The following is an 18593-nucleotide window of genomic DNA, read 5'->3' as shown; positions in this document are numbered from 1 at the left end:
AGTCTTCCATGCGCCGTCTCGCCGTCGTCATCGCTGCCGTCCTGAGCCTGTCCTCCCCTGCCGTCGCCGCCGAGGCCACGCGCATTCCGGAGGCGGCGCTGCGCGATGCGGCGACGTTGCGCGAGCGTGCGCTGGCCGACGACACCGGCTGGAAAGTGGTCGAATCGCTGACCACCGAAATCGGCCCGCGCCTGGCCGGCAGCGAGGCCGATGCACGCGCGGTGGCCTGGGCCACGGCGAAATTCAAGGCACTGGGTTTCGACAAGGTGTGGACCGAGCCGGTGACCTTCCCGAAGTGGGAGCGACGCAGCGAACACGCGCAGGTGCTCGGCGCGCATGCGCAACCGCTGACCGTCACCGCGTTGGGCGGCAGCCCCGGCGGCACGGTCGAGGCCGAGGTGGTGCGCTTTGCCGACCTGGCCGCGTTGCAGGCGGCGCCCGCGGACGCGCTGCGCGGCAAGATCGCCTTCGTCGATTACCAGATGCTGCGCACGCGCGACGGCAAGGACTACGGCAATGGCGGCGCGGTGCGCAGCAAGGGGCCGTCGGAAGCGATCCGCAAGGGGGCCATCGGCTTCGTGATGCGCTCGGCCGGCACCGATTCGCACCGCGTGCCGCATACCGGCATCACCCGCTATGACGAGGGACTGACGCCGGTGCCGGCGGCGGCGCTGTCGGTGCCCGATGCCAACCAACTCACGCGCCTGCTCGCGCGCGGCCCGGTGCGCCTGCGCCTGGCGCTGGACTGCGGCTGGGACGGCACCGCCACCTCCTACAACGTGATCGGGCAGATCACCGGGCGCTCGCTGCCCAACGAGGTCGTGCTGATCGGCGGGCACCTGGATTCGTGGGACCTGGGCACCGGCGCGGTCGACGACGGTGCCGGCGTGGCCATCAGCATGGCCGCCGGGCATCTGATCGGCCAGCTCAAGCAGGCGCCCAAGCGCAGCATCCGCGTGGTCGCCTTCGCCAACGAGGAGCAGGGATTGTACGGCGGCAAGGCCTACGCGCAGGCGCATGCCAAGGACGTGGCGCGGCACCAGATCGCCGCCGAGAGCGACTTCGGCGCCGGCCGCATCTACGCGTTCAACACCGGCTCCGGCGACGCCGCCGGCTCGCGCGAGGCGACCCGGCAGATCGCCGAGGCGCTGGCGCCGCTCGGCATCGCCTATGCGCCCGATGCCGGCGGCCCCGGCCCGGATGTCGGTCCGCTCGCGGCCAAGGGCGGCGCCTGGGCGTGGCTGGCGCAGGACGGCAGCGACTACTTCGATTTGCATCACACCGCCGACGACACCCTGGACAAGATCGACCCGAAGGCGCTGGCGCAGAACGTCGCCGCGTATGCGGTGTTCGCGTATCTGGCGGCGCAGGCCGATGGCGGTTTCGGCAGCCAGGCCAAGACAGTGAAACCGCCCAGGGAGTAAAGTGCACCGGACCTGCGCAGGACGCGCGCAGGGGTTCCCTTCCGCAGCAGCGCCAGGACCTTTGATGGGCATACGGCAACGCCGCGCGGGCTCAGCGGTGACGTTGCTGGATGTGGCCCGCCATGCGGGCGTGTCGCCGATGACCGCTTCGCGCGTGATCAACCGCCACCCGCGCGTGAGCGCGACCATGCGCGAACGCGTCGAGGCGTCGATCCAGGCGCTCGGCTACCGCCCCAACCTCGCCGGCCGCTCGCTGCGCACTGCAGGACTGGCGCGCATCGGCGTGCTGTACAGCAATCCCAGCGCGGCCTACCTCAACCAGTTCATGCTCGGCGTGCTCGAGCGGAGCAGCCTGGAAGGCTGCCAGGTGCTGGTGGAGAAGAGCGAAGACAGCGACAGCCAGCGCGCCGCCACCGAACGCCTGCTCGATGCCGGTGCCGATGGCCTGATCCTGCCGCCGCCGCTGTGCGATGCGCGGCAGACCATCGCCGAACTGGACGCGCGCGGCATCCCGCTGGTGGCGGTGGCCACCGGCGCGCCGTTGCCCGGCGTCAGCTCGGTGCGCATCGACGACTACGCGGCCGCATGCGCGCTCACCCAGCACCTGCTCGACCTGGGCCACCACGACATCGGCTTCGTCAGCGGCGATCCCGGCCACACGCCCAGCGCGCTGCGCAGCCGCGGTTTCTTCGACACCATGGCCCGGGCCGGACTGACGGTGGCGCCGGAGCGCGTGGCCGAGGGCATGTTCACCTACCGCTCCGGCCTGCTCGCGGCCACCGCACTGCTGCAGGTCGCGCCGCGCCCCAGCGCGATCCTGTGCAGCAACGACGACATGGCCGCAGCGGCGCTGGCGATCGCGCACGGGTTGCGCCTGCGCGTGCCGGAAGATCTGTCCATCGCCGGCTTCGACGACACGCCGGTGGCGACCACGATCTGGCCGGAGCTGACCACCATCCACCAGCCGGTGGCGGCGATGGGCGGGGCGGCGGTGACGCTGCTGCTCGGCGAGATCCGCCAGCGCCGCGATGGCCTGCCCAGCCGCGGCACCCACCAGGTGCTGGACTACACCCTGGTCACGCGCGCGTCCACCGCGCCGCCTGCGGCGGGCTGATCGCGACGGCGACGCGTGCGCTGCCGCTCAGGCGCGCGCGTGCCGGACCGCGTCGACCTGGGCGACGCCCAGCAGGCCGGTCAACGGCACGTCGGCGCGGCGTTGCCGCGGGTCGGCCACCAACCCCTGGTTGCGCAGCAGGTCCAGCAGCCGCTCGGCCAGCGGCATGACCATGTGCCGGCCCCAGCACCGTTCGGACGCATGCCCGAACGGCAGGTAGCCCGGCAGCGCATCCGGGTCCAGGCCGTCCCAGCGTTCGGGGCGGAACGCGTCCGGCTCCTCCCACGAGGTGGCCGACATGCGGCCATGGGCCGGACAGGTCGAGCGTTTCAGGCACCGGACGCTTCAACGCCTCGCGCACGTCGCAGCCGATCGCCTGCATCAACTTCGCCGCTTCGCTGCGCGCGATCGAGCGGCCATGCAGTGGCTTGAAGGTCGGCCGTTCGTGTTCGGTGGCCGGCCGCGCCGCGAGCAGGCGATCGCTCAGCGCGGCGCCGGCGACGCCGATGGTGTCCGCATCCAGGCGGAACGCGTCCTGCCCCAGATGCGTGCCCAGCAATGCCTGCAGACGCGGGGCGAACACGGTGGCGCGCGCATCGCGGTCGACCATGATGGCGGACATCCCGATTCTCCCGAAGCATCGGAGCCCGGCGAAGCGCATCCGCCGGACACCGGCCGCCGCGCGCACTATCGCGTAGCCCAATGCAGCCCGCCCTCAGTCCGTGACGCCGTGCTCAGCTCACCGCGTGGGCGTGCGGATGCCGGCTGCGCCAGGTCCCCAGCAACACCGCCGTGGCGGCGGCGACGTTGAGGCTTTCCACCGCGCCGCTGCCCGGGATGGACAGCCGCAGGTCGCAGGCCTGCGCGAAGTCGCGGTCCATGCCGTCGCTCTCGGCGCCCATCACGTAGACAAGCCGTTGCGGCAACGCCGTGGCGAACAGATCGTCGCCGCCGGCCACCAGCGTCGCCGCCAGGGCGAAGCCCGCGCCGCGCAATTGCGCCTGGGCCTGCGCCGCGGGCGGCAGGCGTACCAGCGGCACCGCCTCGGCGCCGCCCTCGGCCACGCGGGCGGCGGCACCGGACAGCGCCAGCGCGGCCTGCTCCGGCAACAGGATCGCACCCACGCCGAAATGCGCCGCCGAGCGCAGGATCGCGCCGAAGTTGTGCGGATTGCCGACGCCATCCAGCCACAGCGCCACCACCGGTCCCGGCGCCAGCGTCTGCAGCCAGTCGGCCAAGGCCAGCGGCGCAACGCGCAGCACGTCGGCGACCACGCCCTCGTGGTGGCTGCTGGCGGCGAGCTTGTGCAGATCGGCCTCGTCCACCACGCGGTAGCCGACCCGATTGGCCACGCACCACTTCAGCAGCGGCTGCAGCGCCGGGATCCGCGCCTCGCTCAGGTACAGCTTGCGGATCGCCTCCGGGCGCCGCGCGTACACCGCGCGCACGGCGTTGAGGCCGTACAGGCGCAGTTCGCTGCGGTTGGTCGCGGACGCCGCACCCTCACCCCCGGCCCCTCTGCCGGGGGGAGCGGGGGGATTGCCGCCGCGCGGGCGATTGCCCCACGGCGAGGTCATTGGCGCACGCCCGTGGCGCAGCGGGAACGAAGGGCATGACGCATGGCAATCTCCTGAAAAAAGCGTGGGCCGCTCGTCGGGAACGGCGGGTTGCGGGCATTTTCGCTCATCCGCGCGCCGCCGGCTGCCCCGGCGTGGTCAATCGCGGCACCGCCACTTGTCTACATCGCGCGACACGAAGCGCAAACCAGATCGCGGCGGCGACCGAGAAGCAGTTCACCCTCGCCCGCACCATGCGGGATTCGCGGCGCGGCATGCGGAAATCCGACAAGCGCGCGCTGCGCGTTGGGTCCATCGTCGCCGCTTCCTCAGCAATCACGCAGGCCTTTATCGAGCACAGCCACGTCCCATCCCACTCGCTTCGCAGGCGGGAGGCACACCGCGACCGTGGGCGCCGCAACGCGCCGCGCCGCTGCGCCGGATGGCCTCCCGAGAACGCATTCCGCATTCTCACGACAAGGCGAACTTCCATGCACTCCGAGCTCCGCACCTCCTCCTGGACCGCGCGCCACCATGCCTGCGCCGCATTGCTGCTGATGCTGGCGCTGTTCGGCCTCAGCGCGAGCGCGCTGGCGCAGACCGCCGCGCCCGATGCGCGCCTGGCCCGGGCCGGCGCCCTGCGCGCCGCGCACAAACCCGCCGACGTCCCCGACGACTACATCCAGACGCCCTTCGGCTACTTCGCGCCTGCCTGCGTGCGCCAGGTCCATCGCAACGAACGCATCCTGGGCGACGGGCTCGTGCAGCGCGCCGACGGCGTGCGCGAACAGGCGCAGGCCTGCACGCAGGACAACTTCACGCCCAGCGGTATCCGGGTACGACCTGACGGACGCGGCGTGGATGGCCGGCAAGTCCGCGGCAACGCCGCACTGGCGGCCTCCAGCGCCCGCCGCGCGGTGCCGCCGCCGATCACCCACGACTGGGTGCAAGCAGCCATCGACGTGACCGGCAACAAGATGGGCCGCATCGTGGCCAGTTGGACGGTGCCGCAGAACCCGACCAACGTGGCGCAGCAGACGGTGTACTTCTTCCCCGGGATGCAGAGCGACGACCCGACCATCCTGCAACCGGTGCTGGGCTACCGCGGCGACAGCGACACCTGGGATCTGAGCAGTTGGAACTGCTGCCAGGACGGCATGGTGTGGTACAGCGATTTCATCCCGGCCAAGGCCGGCGACCGCATCGTAAGCGACACCTATGCCACCTGCAACAACGGCAGCCCCTGCGCGAACTGGAACGTCGACACGCGCAACGTGACCAGCGGCCAGAGCGTGCGGCTCAGCACCACCTACGACATCAATTCCCGGACGCACCTGGTGGTGGGCGGCGCGCTGGAGGTGTATGCGGTGGACAGTTGCGACCAGTATCCGCCCGACCGCCGCATCACCTTCGAGTCGATCGGCGTGTACGACTACCGCATGCAACGGGTGACGTCACCGGCGTGGGTGTCGTACATCGACAGCTCCGGCCTGGACGTGCAGTGCGACTACGCCGTGGATACCACCGCCACCTCGGCGACCATTTCCTACTGAGGTCGTGACCCCCGCGCGTCGCTCCGAACGAGCGACGCGCGGATCAGGCTGCCGGCCAGGTCCGGGCAAACAGCCGCAAATCGCGTCGTTTCCCGTCGCGTACCGACACCTCGGGGCGCACGCCGATCTCGGCGAAGCCGTTCTTCTGCAGCACCCGCGCCGAGCGGTGATTGTCCGGCAGCACCAGCGCCTCGATCCGCTGCAGTCGCAATGCCGGCACCGCCCAGCCCAGGTAGGCGGCGACGATGCGGGTCATCCGCCCCTGGCCCCAGTGCGCACTGCCCAGCCAGTAGCCGAGCTCGGCCCGGTCCGGCGCCGGCTGCGCCGCCGCATGCAGGCCGATCCCGCCGCAGGCCTCGCCGCCGATCTCGATCGCCAGCACCGGGTCGTTCAGGTCGATCACCTGTCCGCCCAGAAAGGCCGCGCCGTCGGCACGCGTGTAGGGGTGCGGAAACCGCCGGCTCAGCCCGCACGCCACCTGGGCATCGTCGGCGTGGCGGACCAGCGCGTCCAGGTCGCTGGCACGCCAACGCCGCAGCACGATGCCATCCAGATGCAGTTGCAGATCGCGCCAGGGGGCGTCGGCGGCGGTCTCGGACATCGGCGGCTCCTGTGCTGCGGGCACCCAGCATAGCCGCCGGCTGCGGCGCGCGATCGTCCACGGCTGAGGGTTTTCCCTGACAGACCAGCGAAAGCCAGGGCCGCTAGACTGCCGCGCCGCACCTCGCCCTTCCGTCCAAAGAGCCGTTCCCCGATGCCCTCCGACACCGCCGCCACGGCCCGCATTCCGATCTTCATGTACCACAACGTGGCCGAGGCGCCGCGCCACCTGCAGGTGTACCGCAGCCTGTACGTGAGCCCGGGCCGTTTCGCCCGGCAGATGCGCCTGCTGCAGCGGCTGGGCTACCGCGGCCTGTCCATGTCCGACGCCATGCCGTACCTGCGCGGCGAGCGCCAGGGCAAGGTCGCGGTGGTCACCCTGGACGACGGCTACCTGGACAACCTGCATGCGGCGCTGCCGGTGCTGCAGCGGCTGGGCTTCACCGCCACGGTGTACATGGTCAGCGGCTGCATCGGCCGCCACAACGTGTGGGATGCGCAGAAGCTGGGCATCGAGAAGCCGCTGATGAACCTCGCCGAGCTGCGCCAGTGGCGCGCCGGCGGCATGGAGATCGGCGCGCACACCCGCTCGCACCCGCACCTGACCGGCTGCAGCGATGCGGCGCTGCGCGAGGAGATCGGCGGCTGCAAGCGCGAGCTGGAGGACCTGCTCGGCGAGGCGGTGCCGCAGTTCTGCTACCCCTACGGCGATGTCGACGACCGCGTCGCCGATGTGGTGCGCGAGGCCGGCTACACCGCCGCCACCAGCACCCGCCGCGGCCGCGCGCCGGCCGGCTCGGACCCGATGCGCTATCCGCGCATCCAGGTCGCCCGCCACCACCTGCTGCCGCAATTCGCGCTGCGCGCCTTCACCGCCTACGAGGACCGGCGCGGATGAAATTCCTGTTCGTCGGCACCAATCCCGAAAACACCGGCGCGGCCACGCATTTCGTGGCGCTGGCGCAGGCCCTGGCCGGCGTCGGCCACCAGGTCGAAGTGATCGCCTGCGAGGGCGGCCTGATCGCCGACGAGCTGCGCCGCAGCGGCATCACAGTGCACGTCGGGCACTTCCGCAACGTGCTGGATCCGGACGGCTACGGGCCGCTGCTGCGCGTGGCGCGACGCAGCCGGCCGGACTGGCTGGTCGGCAACTTCGGCAAGGAGTACTGGCCGCTGCTGCTGGCCGGGCGGGCGCTGGGCATCCCCGTCACGCTGTTCCGCCACCGCACCCCGGCGATGAGCGCGCTGTCCGGCTATGCCATCCCGCGGCTGGCGGCGCGCTTCTTCGCGGTGTCGCACTACGCGCGCCAGGCCTACCTGGAGCGCGGCGTCCCGGAGGCGCTGGTGCAGGTGCTGTACAACCCGGTGACGATGGAGCGGCTGCGCCCGGATCCCGAACGCGGCCGCGCCATCCGCGCCGCGCAGGGCTTGCCCGAGGATGCGATCGTGCTCGGCTACAGCGGGCGCATGCATGCCGGCAAGGGCATCTTCCCGCTGCTGGAGGCGGCCTCGGCGGCGATGGCGCAGGAGCCGCGGCTGCACTGCCTGTGGCTGGGCGACGGCCCGGACGCGGCGCAGTTGCAGGCGCAGGCCGCGACGCAGCCGCATGGCGAACGCCACCGCTTCGTCGGCTGGGTCAACGACACCACGCCGTACTACAACGCGATGTCGATGCTGGCGTTCCCGTCGCTGGCACCGGAAACCTTCGGCCGGGTCTCGGTGGAGGCGCAGGCCAGCGGCGTGCCGGTGCTGGCCAGCCACGTCGGCGGCACCGCCGAGACGCTGGACCCTGGGGTCAGCGGCGAACTGCTCACGCCCGGCGACGTGGATAGCTGGCGCGATGCGATCCTGCGCCTGTGCGACGGCGAACGCCGCCAGCGCATGGGCCAGGCCGGGCGCGACTTCGTGCAGCGCCATTTCGGCGGCGCGGTGATCGCCGCGCAGTTCGTGCACCTGCTGCAGCAGCCGCGCTGCGCGCCGCAGCCGCTGGCGTCGTCGCGCACCGATCCGGCCTGAGCGCTCTCGCTGCGCCAACGCGCCTGGGCGATCCGGCTCAGGCGTGGCCGCCGACCGGCGGCGTCCGCGCTTCCAGTTCCTGCAGGCGCTGCTGCACTGCGTCCGGCGAGCGCGTGTACGGCGCCAGCAGCGCGTAGAACGCCGGCACCACGAACAGCGACAGCAGCGTGGACACCGACACGCCGAAGATCACCACGATGCCGATGGTGGCGCGGCTGGCCGACCCGGGGCCACCGGCGACCACCAGCGGGATCGCGCCGACCACGGTGGCCAGCGAGGTCATCAGGATCGGCCGCAGCCGCACCGCGGAGGCTTCGACGATGGCCTCGCGCACGCTGCGCCCGGCGTCGCGCAACTGGTTGGCGAACTCGACGATCAGGATGCCGTTCTTGGCCGCCAGCCCCACCAGCATGACGATGCCGATCTGGCTGAACAGGTTGAGCGTGCCGCCGCTGATCGCCAGGCCGATCAGCGCGCCGAGCACGCCCAGGGGCACGGTCAGCATGATCACCAGCGGGTGGATGAAACTCTCGAACTGCGCCGCCAGCACCAGGTACACGATCAGCAATGCCAGGGCGAAGGTCAGCAGCACTGCGCCACCGGCCTGCTGGTACTCGCGCGATTCGCCCTTCCAGTCGAGCTGCGCGTAGTCGGGCAGTTCCTCGCGCGCCACCTGCTGCGCCCAGGCGATCGCCTCACCGAGCGGATAGCCCGGGGCCAGGCCGGCGTTGATGGTGATGGCGCGCAGGCGGTTGAAGCGGTGCAGGTTGCCCGGCTCGGCCACTTCGCGCAGGGTCACCAGGTTGGACAGCGGGATCAGTTGGCCGCTGTCGGCACGCACGCGGATTGCCGCCAGGTCCGCCGGGTTGGCGCGGCCGTCGCGGCTGGCCTGCAACATCACGTCGTATTCCTCGCCGTTGTCGACGAAGGTGGTGACCTGGCGCGAGCCCATCAGCGTCTCCAGCGCGCGGCCGATCTCGGTCACCGGCACGCCGAGGTCGGCCGCGCGCTGGCGGTCGATCTCCACGCGCATCTGCGGCCGGGTTTCCTTGTAGTCCGAGTCGGCGCCGACCAGGCCCGGGTTGTCGGCGATGCGCGCGAGCAGGCGGTCGCGCCATTGCGCGATCTCGGCGTAGTCGGGGCCGCCGAGCACGATCTGGAACGGCTGCCCGCGACTGTTGACCAGCCCGCCGCCGACCTGGGTGCGCGCGCGCACGCCGGGCAAGGCACGCAGTTCCTCCTGCAGCGTGGCGGCAACGTCGGCAGTGGCCACGTCGCGCTCGCTCCAGTCGCGCAGGAACACGCTGACCCGGCCGGTGTGCATCTCCTCGCTGGCGCCGAAGCTGCCGGGCACGCGCGGGTTGGCGCGCGCGATCGGCTGGCCGTCGCCGCGGTGGCGGTCGAGGATGGCCTCGACCTGGTGCATCTGCCCCACGGTGTAGTCGAAGCCGGCGCCTTCCGGCGCATCGATCATCACCTGGAACGAGCCGCGGTCCTCGGCCGGCGCCAGTTCCGAGGGAATCATCCGCGCCAGCAGCGCACTGGCCGCCAGCGCCGCCAGCATCAGCGCGCCGAACAGCCAGGCGCGGCCGACGTGGCGTTCGAGCACGCGCCGATAGCGCCCGCTCAGCCCCTGCAGCCGCGCCTCGACCCAGCCATGCACGCGGTTGGGCCGTTCGCTGGCATGCGCCTTGAGCAGCTTGGACGACATCATCGGGGTCAGGGTCAGCGCGACGAAGGCGGAGATCGCCACCGCCGCGGCCAGCGCCACCGCCAGTTCGCGGAACAGGCGGCCGGTGTTGCCTTCGAGGAAGCCGACCGGCAGGAACACCGCCACCAGCACTGCGGTGGTGGCGATCACCGCGAAGGCGACCTGCGCGGTGCCGCGCCGCGCCGCCACCAGCGCCGGTTCGCCAATGTCGACGCGGCGCTGGATGTTCTCCACCACCACGATCGCATCATCCACCACCAGGCCGATGCACAGCACCAGCGCGAGCAGGGTCAGCAGGTTGATCGAGAAGCCGAACGCATACAGCGCGATGAACGCAGCGACCAGGCACACCGGCACCGTCACCGCCGGAATCAGTGCCGCGCGCACGCTGCCCAGGAACAGCCAGATCACCACCAGCACCAGCACCACCGCCTCGATCAGGGTGTGGTAGACGCGTTCCACCGAGGCATCGATGAACACCGTGGAATCGAAGGCGACGAAGATCTGCGTGCCCTTGGGCAGGGTCTGCTGGATCTGCTGCGCCGCCGCGCGCGCGGCGCGGGCCACGTCCAGGCTGTTGGCGGTGGAGGTCTTGACGATGCCCAGGCCGACGTTGGGCACGCCGTTGCTGCGGAAGTAGGCGCGGCGCTCGGCCGAGGCCAGTTCCACCTTGGCCACGTCGCCCAGCCGCACCACGTAGCCGTCGCGGCCCTTGCCCAGCGGGATGGCGGCGAAGTCCGCCGGCGTGCGATAGCCGCGCTCCACGCGCAGGGTGAAGTCGCGATCGGCCGATTCCAGGCGGCCGGCCGGCAGTTCCACGTTCTCGCGGGCCAGCGCGTTCTCCACGTCGGTCACGGTGAGCGCGCGCGCGGCCAACTGGTCGCGGTCCAGCCAGATCCGCATCGCATAGCGCTGGCGCCCGCCCAGGCGCACCTGGGCGACGCCGTCGATGCTGGAGAGCCGGTCCACCACGTAGCGTTCGGCGTAGTCGGACAACTGCAGCGCGTCCATCGTGCTGGAGCTCATGTTGAGCCACAGGATGGCATCGGCATCGGCCTCGACCTTGGCGATCTCCGGCGCGTCGGCCTCGTCGGGCAGGCGGTCGAGCACGCGGCTGACCGCGTCGCGCACGTCGTTGGCAGCGGCCTCGATGTCGCGGGTGGCGCGGAACTCGATGCTGATGTCGGCCACGCCATTGGAGCTACGCGCCTGGATCGTCTCGATGCCTTCGATGCCGGCCAGCGCGTCCTCCAGCACCTGGGTGATGCGGCTTTCCACCACCGCCGCCGAGGCGCCGGGGTAACGCACCTCCACCGAGACGATCGGCGGATCGATCGCCGGCAGCTCACGCAGGGTCAGCCGGCTGTACGCCATCACCCCCAGCACCACCAGCAACAGGCTCATCACCGCGGCGAACACCGGCCGGGTGATGGAGACGTCGGACAGCTTCATCGCGCCAGATCCGCCGCGGCGCTGCCGCTGCGCGCGCCGCCGTGAGCGCTGGCGGCGGCATCGACCACCGCCACGCCCGGACGCAGCTTGCCGGTGCCCTCGACCACGATGCGCTGGCCGGGTTGCAGGCCGTCGACGATCTCGACCAGGCCGTCGCGGCGCGCGCCGGTGCGCACATCGGCGCGGGCCACGGTGGCGTCGGCGCCGACCCGATAGACGAAGGCGTCGCGTCCCACCTGCACCACCGCGATCTCCGGGATCACCAGCGCCTGCCGGGCGGGCCGGTACAGGCGCACGTCCATCAGCATGCCCGGGCGCAGCGCGCGGTCGGCGTTGTCGAACGCGGCGCGCACGGTGACCGCACGGGTGGCGCTGTCCACGCGCGCATCCACCGTGGCGACCTTGCCTTCGAAGGCGCGTCCCGGATAGGCCACGCTGCGGCCGCCGACGGTATCGCCCGCCTGCACCGTCGACAGCGCCGCTTCCGGCACCTGGAAATCCACGTAGACCTGGGCCACGTCGTCGAGCGTGGCGATGGTGGCGTCCGGCGTCAGCAGCGCGCCGGGGCTGACCTGGCGCAGGCCGAGCACGCCGGCGAACGGCGCGCGCACGCTGCGGTCGCCGATCTCCGCGCGCATCTGCAGCACCCGCGCCTGTGCGGCGTCGCGCAGGGCGCGTTGCGTGTCCAGTTGCGCGCGCGAGACCAGTTGCCGCCCGACCAGCTCGCTCTGCCGCCGGTACAGTTGCTCGGCCTCGGTGTAGGTGGCCTCGGCCTCGCGCAGCGCCGCCTGCTGGCCCTGCCCGCGCAGCGTCACCAGCGGCGCGCCGGCCGCCACTTCCTGGCCGCTCTCGAAATGCACGCGCTCCACGATCTCGCTGACCTTGGCGGTCAGCGTCACCGACTCGCGCGCCTTGACCGTGCCCAGCGAGGACAGGCTGTCGTTCCACTCGCGGGGCTGCACCGTCTGCAGCGTCACCGGAACCGCAGTGCCGGCGCTCGTCGGCGCCGACGGCTTGCAGCAGCCAGCGAGCGCGAGCGACGACAACAGGAGGCACACCAGGCGGACGCCGGCGCGTGGTCGGTGCGGCATGGAGATCCCGGACGCGTGGAGTTCGACGCAGTCTAACGGCCCGGCGTGACGAGCGTTGACACACGGCGACCATGACCGACGACCCTTGCCGGCCCCGGCATGCGCTGCGCGGTGAGACGCAGCGCACGGGTGGCGCGGCCTGCGCCGCGCCCGTTCGTCACCCTCAGCGCGGCGCGACGGCGATGTGTTGCCGCTCGCGCAGCGCACTGCACAGGCGAATGGTTTCGGCGGTCTGCGCCAGGCCGCGGTCCGCACCGCTGAGCGCCTTCAGGCGCGGGGTGAAGAACGCCTCCAGCCGATCCGCTTCGGCAGCGTCGCAGCCGCCGGCGGCAGCCAACGCCGGCAAGCGGCCGCCGTCGAAGGAGCCGGAGCGCGCCACGATGCGATCGAAGTGCGCGGTGTACCAGGGCCACATCGACGCATGCGTGGCCGGCTCGGCATGCGCACCCATCAGCAGGCGGGTCATCTCGCCGACCTTGATCGCATCGGTCAGGGCGAAATCGCGCACCTTCTGCAACTGCTGCGGATCGCGCACGGCGCCGAGCGCGGCGATCATCGCGTTGCGCTGGGCCGGTTCGCCGTGACCGCGCAGGGCGGCGATCAACGCGTCCACCGCCGTGGCGCCGCGCTCCTGCACCGCCACGGTCAGCGCGGCATCGAGCAGATCCGGATTGGCGGCGGCGAAGTCCAATGCGCCGCCCTTGCCCGCCAGCACCGCATCGCCCTGGGCCAGCAGCGCCTGCCGCACCGCCGGCACCCCCATGGTCACCCCGAGCAGCTCGGCCAGCTCGGAGCGCAACGCAACATCGTCGTCGCTGTCGCCGGCGCGGCGCTGATACCCCAGCGCCTGCAGGCGTGCGCCGAATGCGGCCTCGGTGGCCTGACGCAGCATGGCGCGCTGTGCGTCGTCGCGGGCCAGGACCCGCCAGATCCAGCCGATGCGGTCGTTCAGCGCGGTCGCCACCGCCGTGGCCTTGGCCGGCGCCAACTGCTGCATCGCCGCGATCACATCGCCGGTGTCGGCCTCCCCGGTGCGGAACGCGCTGTCGATGGCGTCGGCATAGGCCAGCTTCTCGGCGTCGTCGAGCGCATCGAGGTGGCGGCCGAGCGCCGTCAGTTGCGGCTTGGGCAGGGCGAAGCGGTAGTAGCCGGTGCCGCCGGCGTTGGGCATCACCCAGCTGTCGGCATCGGCGCCGGCGAGCGCGAGGCGGCCGTCGCTGGCGGACAGCATCTGACAGGCGCGGCGCACGCCCTGGCGCGTGCCGTACTTGACGCACACCGGCACGCCCCAGGTCTGCGCGGCGCTGCCGCGCGAGCCCAGCGGCAGGAAGCGCTGCTGGTGCAACTGCAGCACCGCACCGCCCGCCTCCGGCTGCAAGCGCACCTGCAGCGAGGGCACGCCCGGCTGATCCAGGAAACTGCGGAACGCCGCCTTGAAGTCGGCGCCCTTGCCGGCCGCGGCGGCGATGGCGTCGACCAGGTCGTCGGCGGTGGCGTTACCGAAGCGGTGCGCGCGGATATAGGCGCGCATGCCGCTGCGGAAGGTATCCTCGCCGACGAACTGTTCGAACATGCCCAGCACCGCGGCGCCCTTGCGGTAAGTGATGCTGTCGAAGGCGGTCTCGATGTCGCCGTTGCCGGTGATCGGCTGGCGGATCTTGCGTGCGCTGACCAGGCTGTCGTTGTTCATCGCGTCCTGCGCGGCACTGATGCGGTCCAGGTCGGCGCGGTACTGCGGCCGCAGGCGCATGGTGATCTTCTGCTGCATCCAGGTGGCGAAGGCCTCGTTGAGCCACAGGTCGTCCCACCAGGCCATGGTCACCGTGTCGCCGGTCCACTGGTGCGCCAGCTCGTGCGCGGTGACGTTGAACGAGCCCTCGACGTTGTGCCGCGGCGAATCGTCGTCCAGCAACAGCAGCCAGTCGCGGAACGTCACAAAGCCGGGGTTTTCCATCGCACCGGCGGAGAAGTCCGGCGCGGCCACCAGGTCCAGCTTGTCGAACGGATAGCCGAAGTCGTAATAGTCCTCCAGCGCGGCGATGATCTCCGGCGTCTGCTGCAGCGCGCGCCGGATGCGCGGCCCCTGCCCATGCGCGGCCACGCCGCGCAGCGGGACGGATTGCGGACGCTGCGGTGTGGCCGGCAATGCCGGTCCGTCGACCACGTCCCACGGCCCGACCGCATAGGCCACCAGATAGGTCGGCAGCGGCACGGTCTCGGCGAAGCGCACGGTCTTCCAGCCCTTGCCGGCCGGTTCGGTGGATGCGGCGCGGGTATTGGCCAGCGCCTGCTCGCCCTCGGGCACGGTCAGGCGCAGTGCGAACGGCGTCTTCAGCGCCGGCTCGTCGAAGCCGGGAAAGGCGTAGCGCGCGCTGATCGGCTCCATCTGGGTCAAGGCATAGGCGTGTCCCTGCGCCTTGACCTGGTACAGGCCCTGCAGCTGCTGGTTGAACGGCGCGCGGTAGACGAAGGTGAGGGTCAGTTCCTGCGGCTGCAGCGTGCGTCCGAAGGCGATGCGGGCCACGCCCGCCCGCGCGTCGGCCTGCGTGTAGCGCACCGGGAACAAGGCGCCATCGGCGGTGCGCAGCGTGGCCTTGCTCACGCGCAATTCCTTGCCGTGCAGCCACAGATGATCGGACGCGCGCTCTAGGCGCACGCGGATGGTGGCGGTGCCGTCGAAGTCGGTGCGTTCCGGATCGATCTTCAGATCCAGCGCATAATGCTCGGGGACCGCCCAGGCCGGCAGGCGCCCGGTCGGCACCGCATCGGGCGCCTGCGCGCAGGCCGCGCCGCAGCACAGCGCGAGGACGGAGAACAGCACGCGACGGGACAGAGCTGGCATGGACGGGGCCTTCGCCGATGAGGAGGGCGACGACTTAAGCATGCGCAGCGGCGACTGTCACGTGATGACGCCAGCAGACCCTCGCGCGGCGGGAGAAGGTCTCGTAGGAGCGGCTTCAGCCGCGACCGGGCATCACCGGCCACGCCAGTTGCAACGCCGCGATCCCTCAGTCCTGCAGCCCCAGCGCCGCCAGCACCTGCGCGGCCAACGCTTCGACGTTGTCGCCATCGGCGTGCAGGTGCAGTTCCGGGCGCTCCGGCGCTTCGTACGGCGAATCGATGCCGGTGAAGTTGGGGATCAGGCCCGCGCGCGCCTTGGCATACAAGCCCTTGACGTCGCGCGCCTCGGCCACCGGCAGCGGCACGTCGACGAACACCTCAAGGAATTCGCCCTCGCCGAAACGCTCGCGCGCCAGTTGCCGCTCGGCACGGAACGGCGAGATGAAGCTGACCAGCACGATCAATCCGGCATCGGTCATCAGCCTGGCCACTTCGGCGACGCGGCGGATGTTCTCGACGCGGTCCTCGGCGGTGAAGCCCAGGTCGCGGTTCAGGCCATGGCGCACGTTGTCGCCGTCGAGGATGAAGGTGTGGTAGCCCAGCGCGTGCAGGCGCTTGTCGACCAGGTTGGCGATGGTCGACTTGCCGGCGCCGGACAGGCCGGTGAACCACAGCACCTTCGGCGTCTGCCCCTTGATCCGCGCACGCGCGGCCTTGTCCACGTCCAGGTGCTGCCAGTGCACGTTGCCTGCCCGGCGCAGCGCGAAATCCAGGGTGCCGGCGGCGACGGTGGCGTTGCTGTGGCGGTCGATCAAGATGAAGCCGCCGAGCGTGCGATCCTGCGCATACGGCGCGAAGGCGATCGGCTGGTCCAGCGCCAGGTTGCAGTAGCCGACCTCGTTGAGTTCCAGTCGCTTGGCGGCCAGCCGCTCCTGCGTGTTGACGTCGATGCGATGCTTGATCTCGGTGACGCTGGCGGCCACGGTGCGCGCACCGATCTTCAACCAGTACGGACGACCGGGCAGCAGCGCGGCATCGTCCATCCACAGCACGTGCGCGGCGAACTGGTCGGCAACCTCCGGCGGATCGTCGGCGGCGGCGATCACGTCGCCACGGCTGACGTCGATCTCCTCGGTCAGGGTCAGCGTCACCGCCTGCCCGGCCACGGCGCGCGGCACCGGTTCGGCGCCGACCAGCACCTGCGCGACCTGCGCGCGCCGCGCCGACGGCAGCACCACCACCGCATCGCCGGGCTGCACCGCGCCGGCCGCCACGGTGCCGGCGAAGCCGCGGAACTGCGCGTGCGGGCGGTTGACCCATTGCACCGGCAGGCGCAGGCCGCTGTCGCCGCTGCGCGCGTCCAACTGCACGCCTTCCAGATGTTCGAGCAGCGCCGGGCCGGCATACCAGGGCATGCGCACCGAGCGCTGCGACAGGTTGTCGCCCTCCAGCGCCGACAGCGGGATGCACTGCACATCGGCAATGCCCAGTTGCGTGGCGAGCGCGCGGTACTCGGCGGCGATCGCCTCGAACGTGTCCTGCGCGAAGTCGACCAGGTCCATCTTGTTGACCGCCAGCACCACGTGGCGGATGCCCAGCAGGGCGACGATGTAGCTGTGCCGGCGGGTCTGGGTCAGCACGCCCTTGGCGGCATCGACCAGCACCACCGCCACGTCCGCGGTAGAGGCGCCGGTGGCCATGTTGCGGGTGTACTGCGCATGCCCGGGGCAGTCGGCGACGATGAACTTGCGCCGGTCGGTGTCGAAATAGCGGTAGGCCACGTCGATGGTGATGCCCTGCTCGCGCTCGGCGGCCAGGCCATCCAGCAACAGCGCATAGTCGATGGCCCCGCCGCGGGTGCCGTGGCGCTTGCTGTCGGCACCGAGCGCGGCCAGCTGGTCGTCGAACAGCCGCTTGCTGTCGTACAGCAAGCGCCCGATCAAGGTGCTCTTGCCATCGTCGACACTGCCGCAGGTGATGAAGCGCAGCAGCGGCTTGTGTTCGTGTTGCTGCAGGTAGGCGGCGACGGCGGCGCCGTCGCGGCCGGGAATCGAGCATGGGGAATCGGGAATGGGAACAGCGGTCTCCCGCGGCGACGCGTCAGAGGGCGGCGATGCTTGCTTTTGCACTTGCGATTCCCGATTCCCTGTTCCCGATTCCCAGCCCATCAGAAATACCCCTCCACCTTCTTCTGCTCCATCGAGGCACCCGGGTCCTGGTCGATGATCCGGCCCTGGCGTTCGGAGGTGGTGGCCTGCAGCATCTCGGCGATGATCGTCTCCAGGGTGTCGGCCTGCGACTCGATCGCGCCGGTCAGGGGGTAGCAGCCAAGGGTGCGGAAGCGCACGCGCCGCAGTTGCGGGGTTTCGCCGGGGCGCAGCGGCAGGCGCGCGTCGTCGACCATGATCAGCGCGCCGTCGCGCTCCACCACCGGGCGTTCGGCGGCGAAGTACAGCGGCACCACCGGAATCGCTTCGCGGTAGATGTACAGCCAGATGTCCAGCTCGGTCCAGTTGGACAGCGGGAACACGCGCACGCTCTCGCCAGGGTGGATGCGCGGGTTGTACAGGTTCCACAGCTCCGGGCGCTGCTGCTTGGGATCCCAGCGATGGTGCGCGTTGCGGAACGAGAACACCCGCTCCTTGGCCCGCGCCTTCTCCTCGTCGCGGCGCGCCCCGCCGATGGCGGCATCGAACTTCCACAGGTCCAGGGCCTGCTTCAGCGCCTGGGTCTTCATCACGTCGGTGTGCACGCTGGCGCCGTGGCTGAACGGGCCGACGTCCTGGGCGACGCCATCGGGATTGATGTGCACGCGCAGCTCCACCCCGGTCTCGGCGGCGCGGCGGTCGCGGAAGGCGATCATCTCGCGGAACTTCCAGCGCGTGTCCACGTGCAGCAGCGGGATGGGCGGCGGCGCCGGCGCGAATGCCTTGAGCAGCAGATGCAGCAGCACCGAGCTGTCCTTGCCCACCGAATACAGCAGCACCGGGTTGCGGAACTCCGCGGCGACCTCGCGCAGGATGTGGATGCTCTCGGCCTCGAGACGGTCGAGATGGGACAGGGTGGGCGAACTCATCGAAACGGCGGCGGCAGGCAGTGGAGACCGGACCGAAGCGTAGCAGCGGTCGTGGCAGTCGGGGCGGCAGTGTGCGTCGCGCCGGGCACCTCGCAGAAATAAGCCCCGGGCATGAGCCGATAACCCCTGTTCCTTTCTGCACCGGGCAACGCTTCCCTA

At 71.2% G+C, this 18593-nt stretch carries 13 protein-coding genes and 1 pseudogene; 5 read left to right on the top strand and 9 right to left on the bottom strand.

Features of this window, described 5'->3' with window-relative positions; all coding sequences use genetic code 11:
* Positions 1–8: 8 nt before the first annotated feature.
* Together M3U25_RS08645 and M3U25_RS08640 are read left to right on the top strand one after the other, a co-directional pair.
* Positions 9–1424 (top strand): M28 family peptidase, encoded by a 1416-nt coding sequence (locus tag M3U25_RS08645; protein ID WP_355498361.1) that lies wholly within the window; start codon positions 9–11, stop codon positions 1422–1424.
* Between the two features lie 61 nt (positions 1425–1485).
* Positions 1486–2538, top strand: coding sequence for a LacI family DNA-binding transcriptional regulator (locus M3U25_RS08640; protein WP_355498364.1), 1053 nt, complete (start codon positions 1486–1488; stop codon positions 2536–2538).
* A gap of 27 nt (positions 2539–2565) precedes the next feature.
* On the opposite strand, the gene M3U25_RS08635 is transcribed toward M3U25_RS08640, so the two are convergent.
* The 3 genes and pseudogenes from M3U25_RS08635 to M3U25_RS08625 form a co-directional block, all read right to left on the bottom strand.
* Complete coding sequence (locus M3U25_RS08635; RefSeq protein WP_355498598.1) at positions 2566–2838, bottom strand: hypothetical protein; 273 nt, start codon at positions 2836–2838, stop codon at positions 2566–2568.
* Positions 2828–3160 (bottom strand): annotated as a pseudogene (locus tag M3U25_RS08630) (cytochrome P450); the annotation flags it as partial. The pseudogene M3U25_RS08630 and the gene M3U25_RS08635, both read right to left, overlap by 11 nt.
* Before the next feature lie 112 nt (positions 3161–3272).
* Positions 3273–4115, bottom strand: coding sequence for a TrmH family RNA methyltransferase (locus M3U25_RS08625; protein ID WP_355498367.1), 843 nt, complete (start codon positions 4113–4115; stop codon positions 3273–3275).
* Between the two features lie 470 nt (positions 4116–4585).
* On the opposite strand from M3U25_RS08625, the gene M3U25_RS08620 reads away from it, so the two are divergent.
* Positions 4586–5647, top strand: coding sequence for a hypothetical protein (locus tag M3U25_RS08620; protein WP_355498371.1), 1062 nt, complete (start codon positions 4586–4588; stop codon positions 5645–5647).
* 43 nt (positions 5648–5690) lie between these two features.
* On the opposite strand, the gene M3U25_RS08615 is transcribed toward M3U25_RS08620, so the two are convergent.
* The gene (locus M3U25_RS08615) at positions 5691–6248 is read right to left on the bottom strand and encodes a GNAT family protein (RefSeq protein ID WP_355498374.1); all 558 of its coding nucleotides are present in this window, start codon (positions 6246–6248) and stop codon (positions 5691–5693) included.
* A gap of 153 nt (positions 6249–6401) precedes the next feature.
* Here M3U25_RS08615 and M3U25_RS08610 point away from each other — a divergent pair, with 153 nt between their 5' ends.
* Entirely contained in the window at positions 6402–7145 is a 744-nt protein-coding gene (locus M3U25_RS08610) for a polysaccharide deacetylase family protein (RefSeq protein WP_242161000.1), read from the top strand.
* Complete coding sequence (locus tag M3U25_RS08605) at positions 7142–8263, top strand: glycosyltransferase family 4 protein (protein WP_160947559.1); 1122 nt, start codon at positions 7142–7144, stop codon at positions 8261–8263. Before M3U25_RS08610 ends, M3U25_RS08605 begins: the two co-directional genes overlap by 4 nt.
* A gap of 37 nt (positions 8264–8300) precedes the next feature.
* On the opposite strand, the gene M3U25_RS08600 is transcribed toward M3U25_RS08605, so the two are convergent.
* The 5 genes from M3U25_RS08600 to cysD form a co-directional block, all read right to left on the bottom strand.
* Positions 8301–11426, bottom strand: a complete 3126-nt coding sequence (locus tag M3U25_RS08600) for an efflux RND transporter permease subunit (RefSeq protein ID WP_355498378.1) — start codon at positions 11424–11426, stop codon at positions 8301–8303.
* The gene (locus M3U25_RS08595; RefSeq protein ID WP_355498381.1) at positions 11423–12517 is read right to left on the bottom strand and encodes an efflux RND transporter periplasmic adaptor subunit; all 1095 of its coding nucleotides are present in this window, start codon (positions 12515–12517) and stop codon (positions 11423–11425) included. Before M3U25_RS08595 ends, M3U25_RS08600 begins: the two co-directional genes overlap by 4 nt.
* 163 nt (positions 12518–12680) lie before the next feature.
* Positions 12681–15359 (bottom strand): M1 family aminopeptidase, encoded by a 2679-nt coding sequence (locus tag M3U25_RS08590; protein WP_355498385.1) that lies wholly within the window; start codon positions 15357–15359, stop codon positions 12681–12683.
* 166 nt (positions 15360–15525) lie between these two features.
* Positions 15526–17526: a sulfate adenylyltransferase subunit CysN gene (gene cysN / locus M3U25_RS08585; RefSeq protein ID WP_355498388.1), complete on the bottom strand. Its 2001-nt coding sequence runs from the start codon at positions 17524–17526 to the stop codon at positions 15526–15528.
* Positions 17526–18434, bottom strand: coding sequence for a sulfate adenylyltransferase subunit CysD (cysD, locus tag M3U25_RS08580; protein WP_355498391.1), 909 nt, complete (start codon positions 18432–18434; stop codon positions 17526–17528). Before cysD ends, cysN begins: the two co-directional genes overlap by 1 nt.
* Positions 18435–18593 lie beyond the last annotated feature (159 nt).

Source organism: Xanthomonas sp. PPL134 (assembly GCF_040595915.1).
GTDB classification, from domain to species: Bacteria; Pseudomonadota; Gammaproteobacteria; order Xanthomonadales; family Xanthomonadaceae; genus Xanthomonas_A; species Xanthomonas_A indica.
The sequence above is the reverse complement of the archived record's forward strand: the minus strand, read 5'-3'. Positions and strand labels throughout refer to the sequence as shown.

Bases quoted from the DNA above. Each gene is read 5' to 3' on its own strand.
- M3U25_RS08635 (WP_355498598.1), bottom strand. From the start codon at position 2,838: ATGTCGGCCACCTCGTGGGAGGAGCCGGACGCGTTCCGCCCCGAACGC.
- M3U25_RS08615 (WP_355498374.1), bottom strand. From the start codon at position 6,248: ATGTCCGAGACCGCCGCCGACGCCCCCTGGCGCGATCTGCAACTGCAT.
- cysN (WP_355498388.1), bottom strand. From the start codon at position 17,526: ATGGGCTGGGAATCGGGAACAGGGAATCGGGAATCGCAAGTGCAAAAG.
- M3U25_RS08605 (WP_160947559.1), top strand. From the start codon at position 7,142: ATGAAATTCCTGTTCGTCGGCACCAATCCCGAAAACACCGGCGCGGCC.
- M3U25_RS08595 (WP_355498381.1), bottom strand. From the start codon at position 12,517: ATGCCGCACCGACCACGCGCCGGCGTCCGCCTGGTGTGCCTCCTGTTG.
- M3U25_RS08590 (WP_355498385.1), bottom strand. From the start codon at position 15,359: ATGCCAGCTCTGTCCCGTCGCGTGCTGTTCTCCGTCCTCGCGCTGTGC.
- M3U25_RS08625 (WP_355498367.1), bottom strand. From the start codon at position 4,115: ATGACCTCGCCGTGGGGCAATCGCCCGCGCGGCGGCAATCCCCCCGCT.
- M3U25_RS08610 (WP_242161000.1), top strand. From the start codon at position 6,402: ATGCCCTCCGACACCGCCGCCACGGCCCGCATTCCGATCTTCATGTAC.
- M3U25_RS08600 (WP_355498378.1), bottom strand. From the start codon at position 11,426: ATGAAGCTGTCCGACGTCTCCATCACCCGGCCGGTGTTCGCCGCGGTG.
- cysD (WP_355498391.1), bottom strand. From the start codon at position 18,434: ATGAGTTCGCCCACCCTGTCCCATCTCGACCGTCTCGAGGCCGAGAGC.
- M3U25_RS08645 (WP_355498361.1), top strand. From the start codon at position 9: ATGCGCCGTCTCGCCGTCGTCATCGCTGCCGTCCTGAGCCTGTCCTCC.
- M3U25_RS08620 (WP_355498371.1), top strand. From the start codon at position 4,586: ATGCACTCCGAGCTCCGCACCTCCTCCTGGACCGCGCGCCACCATGCC.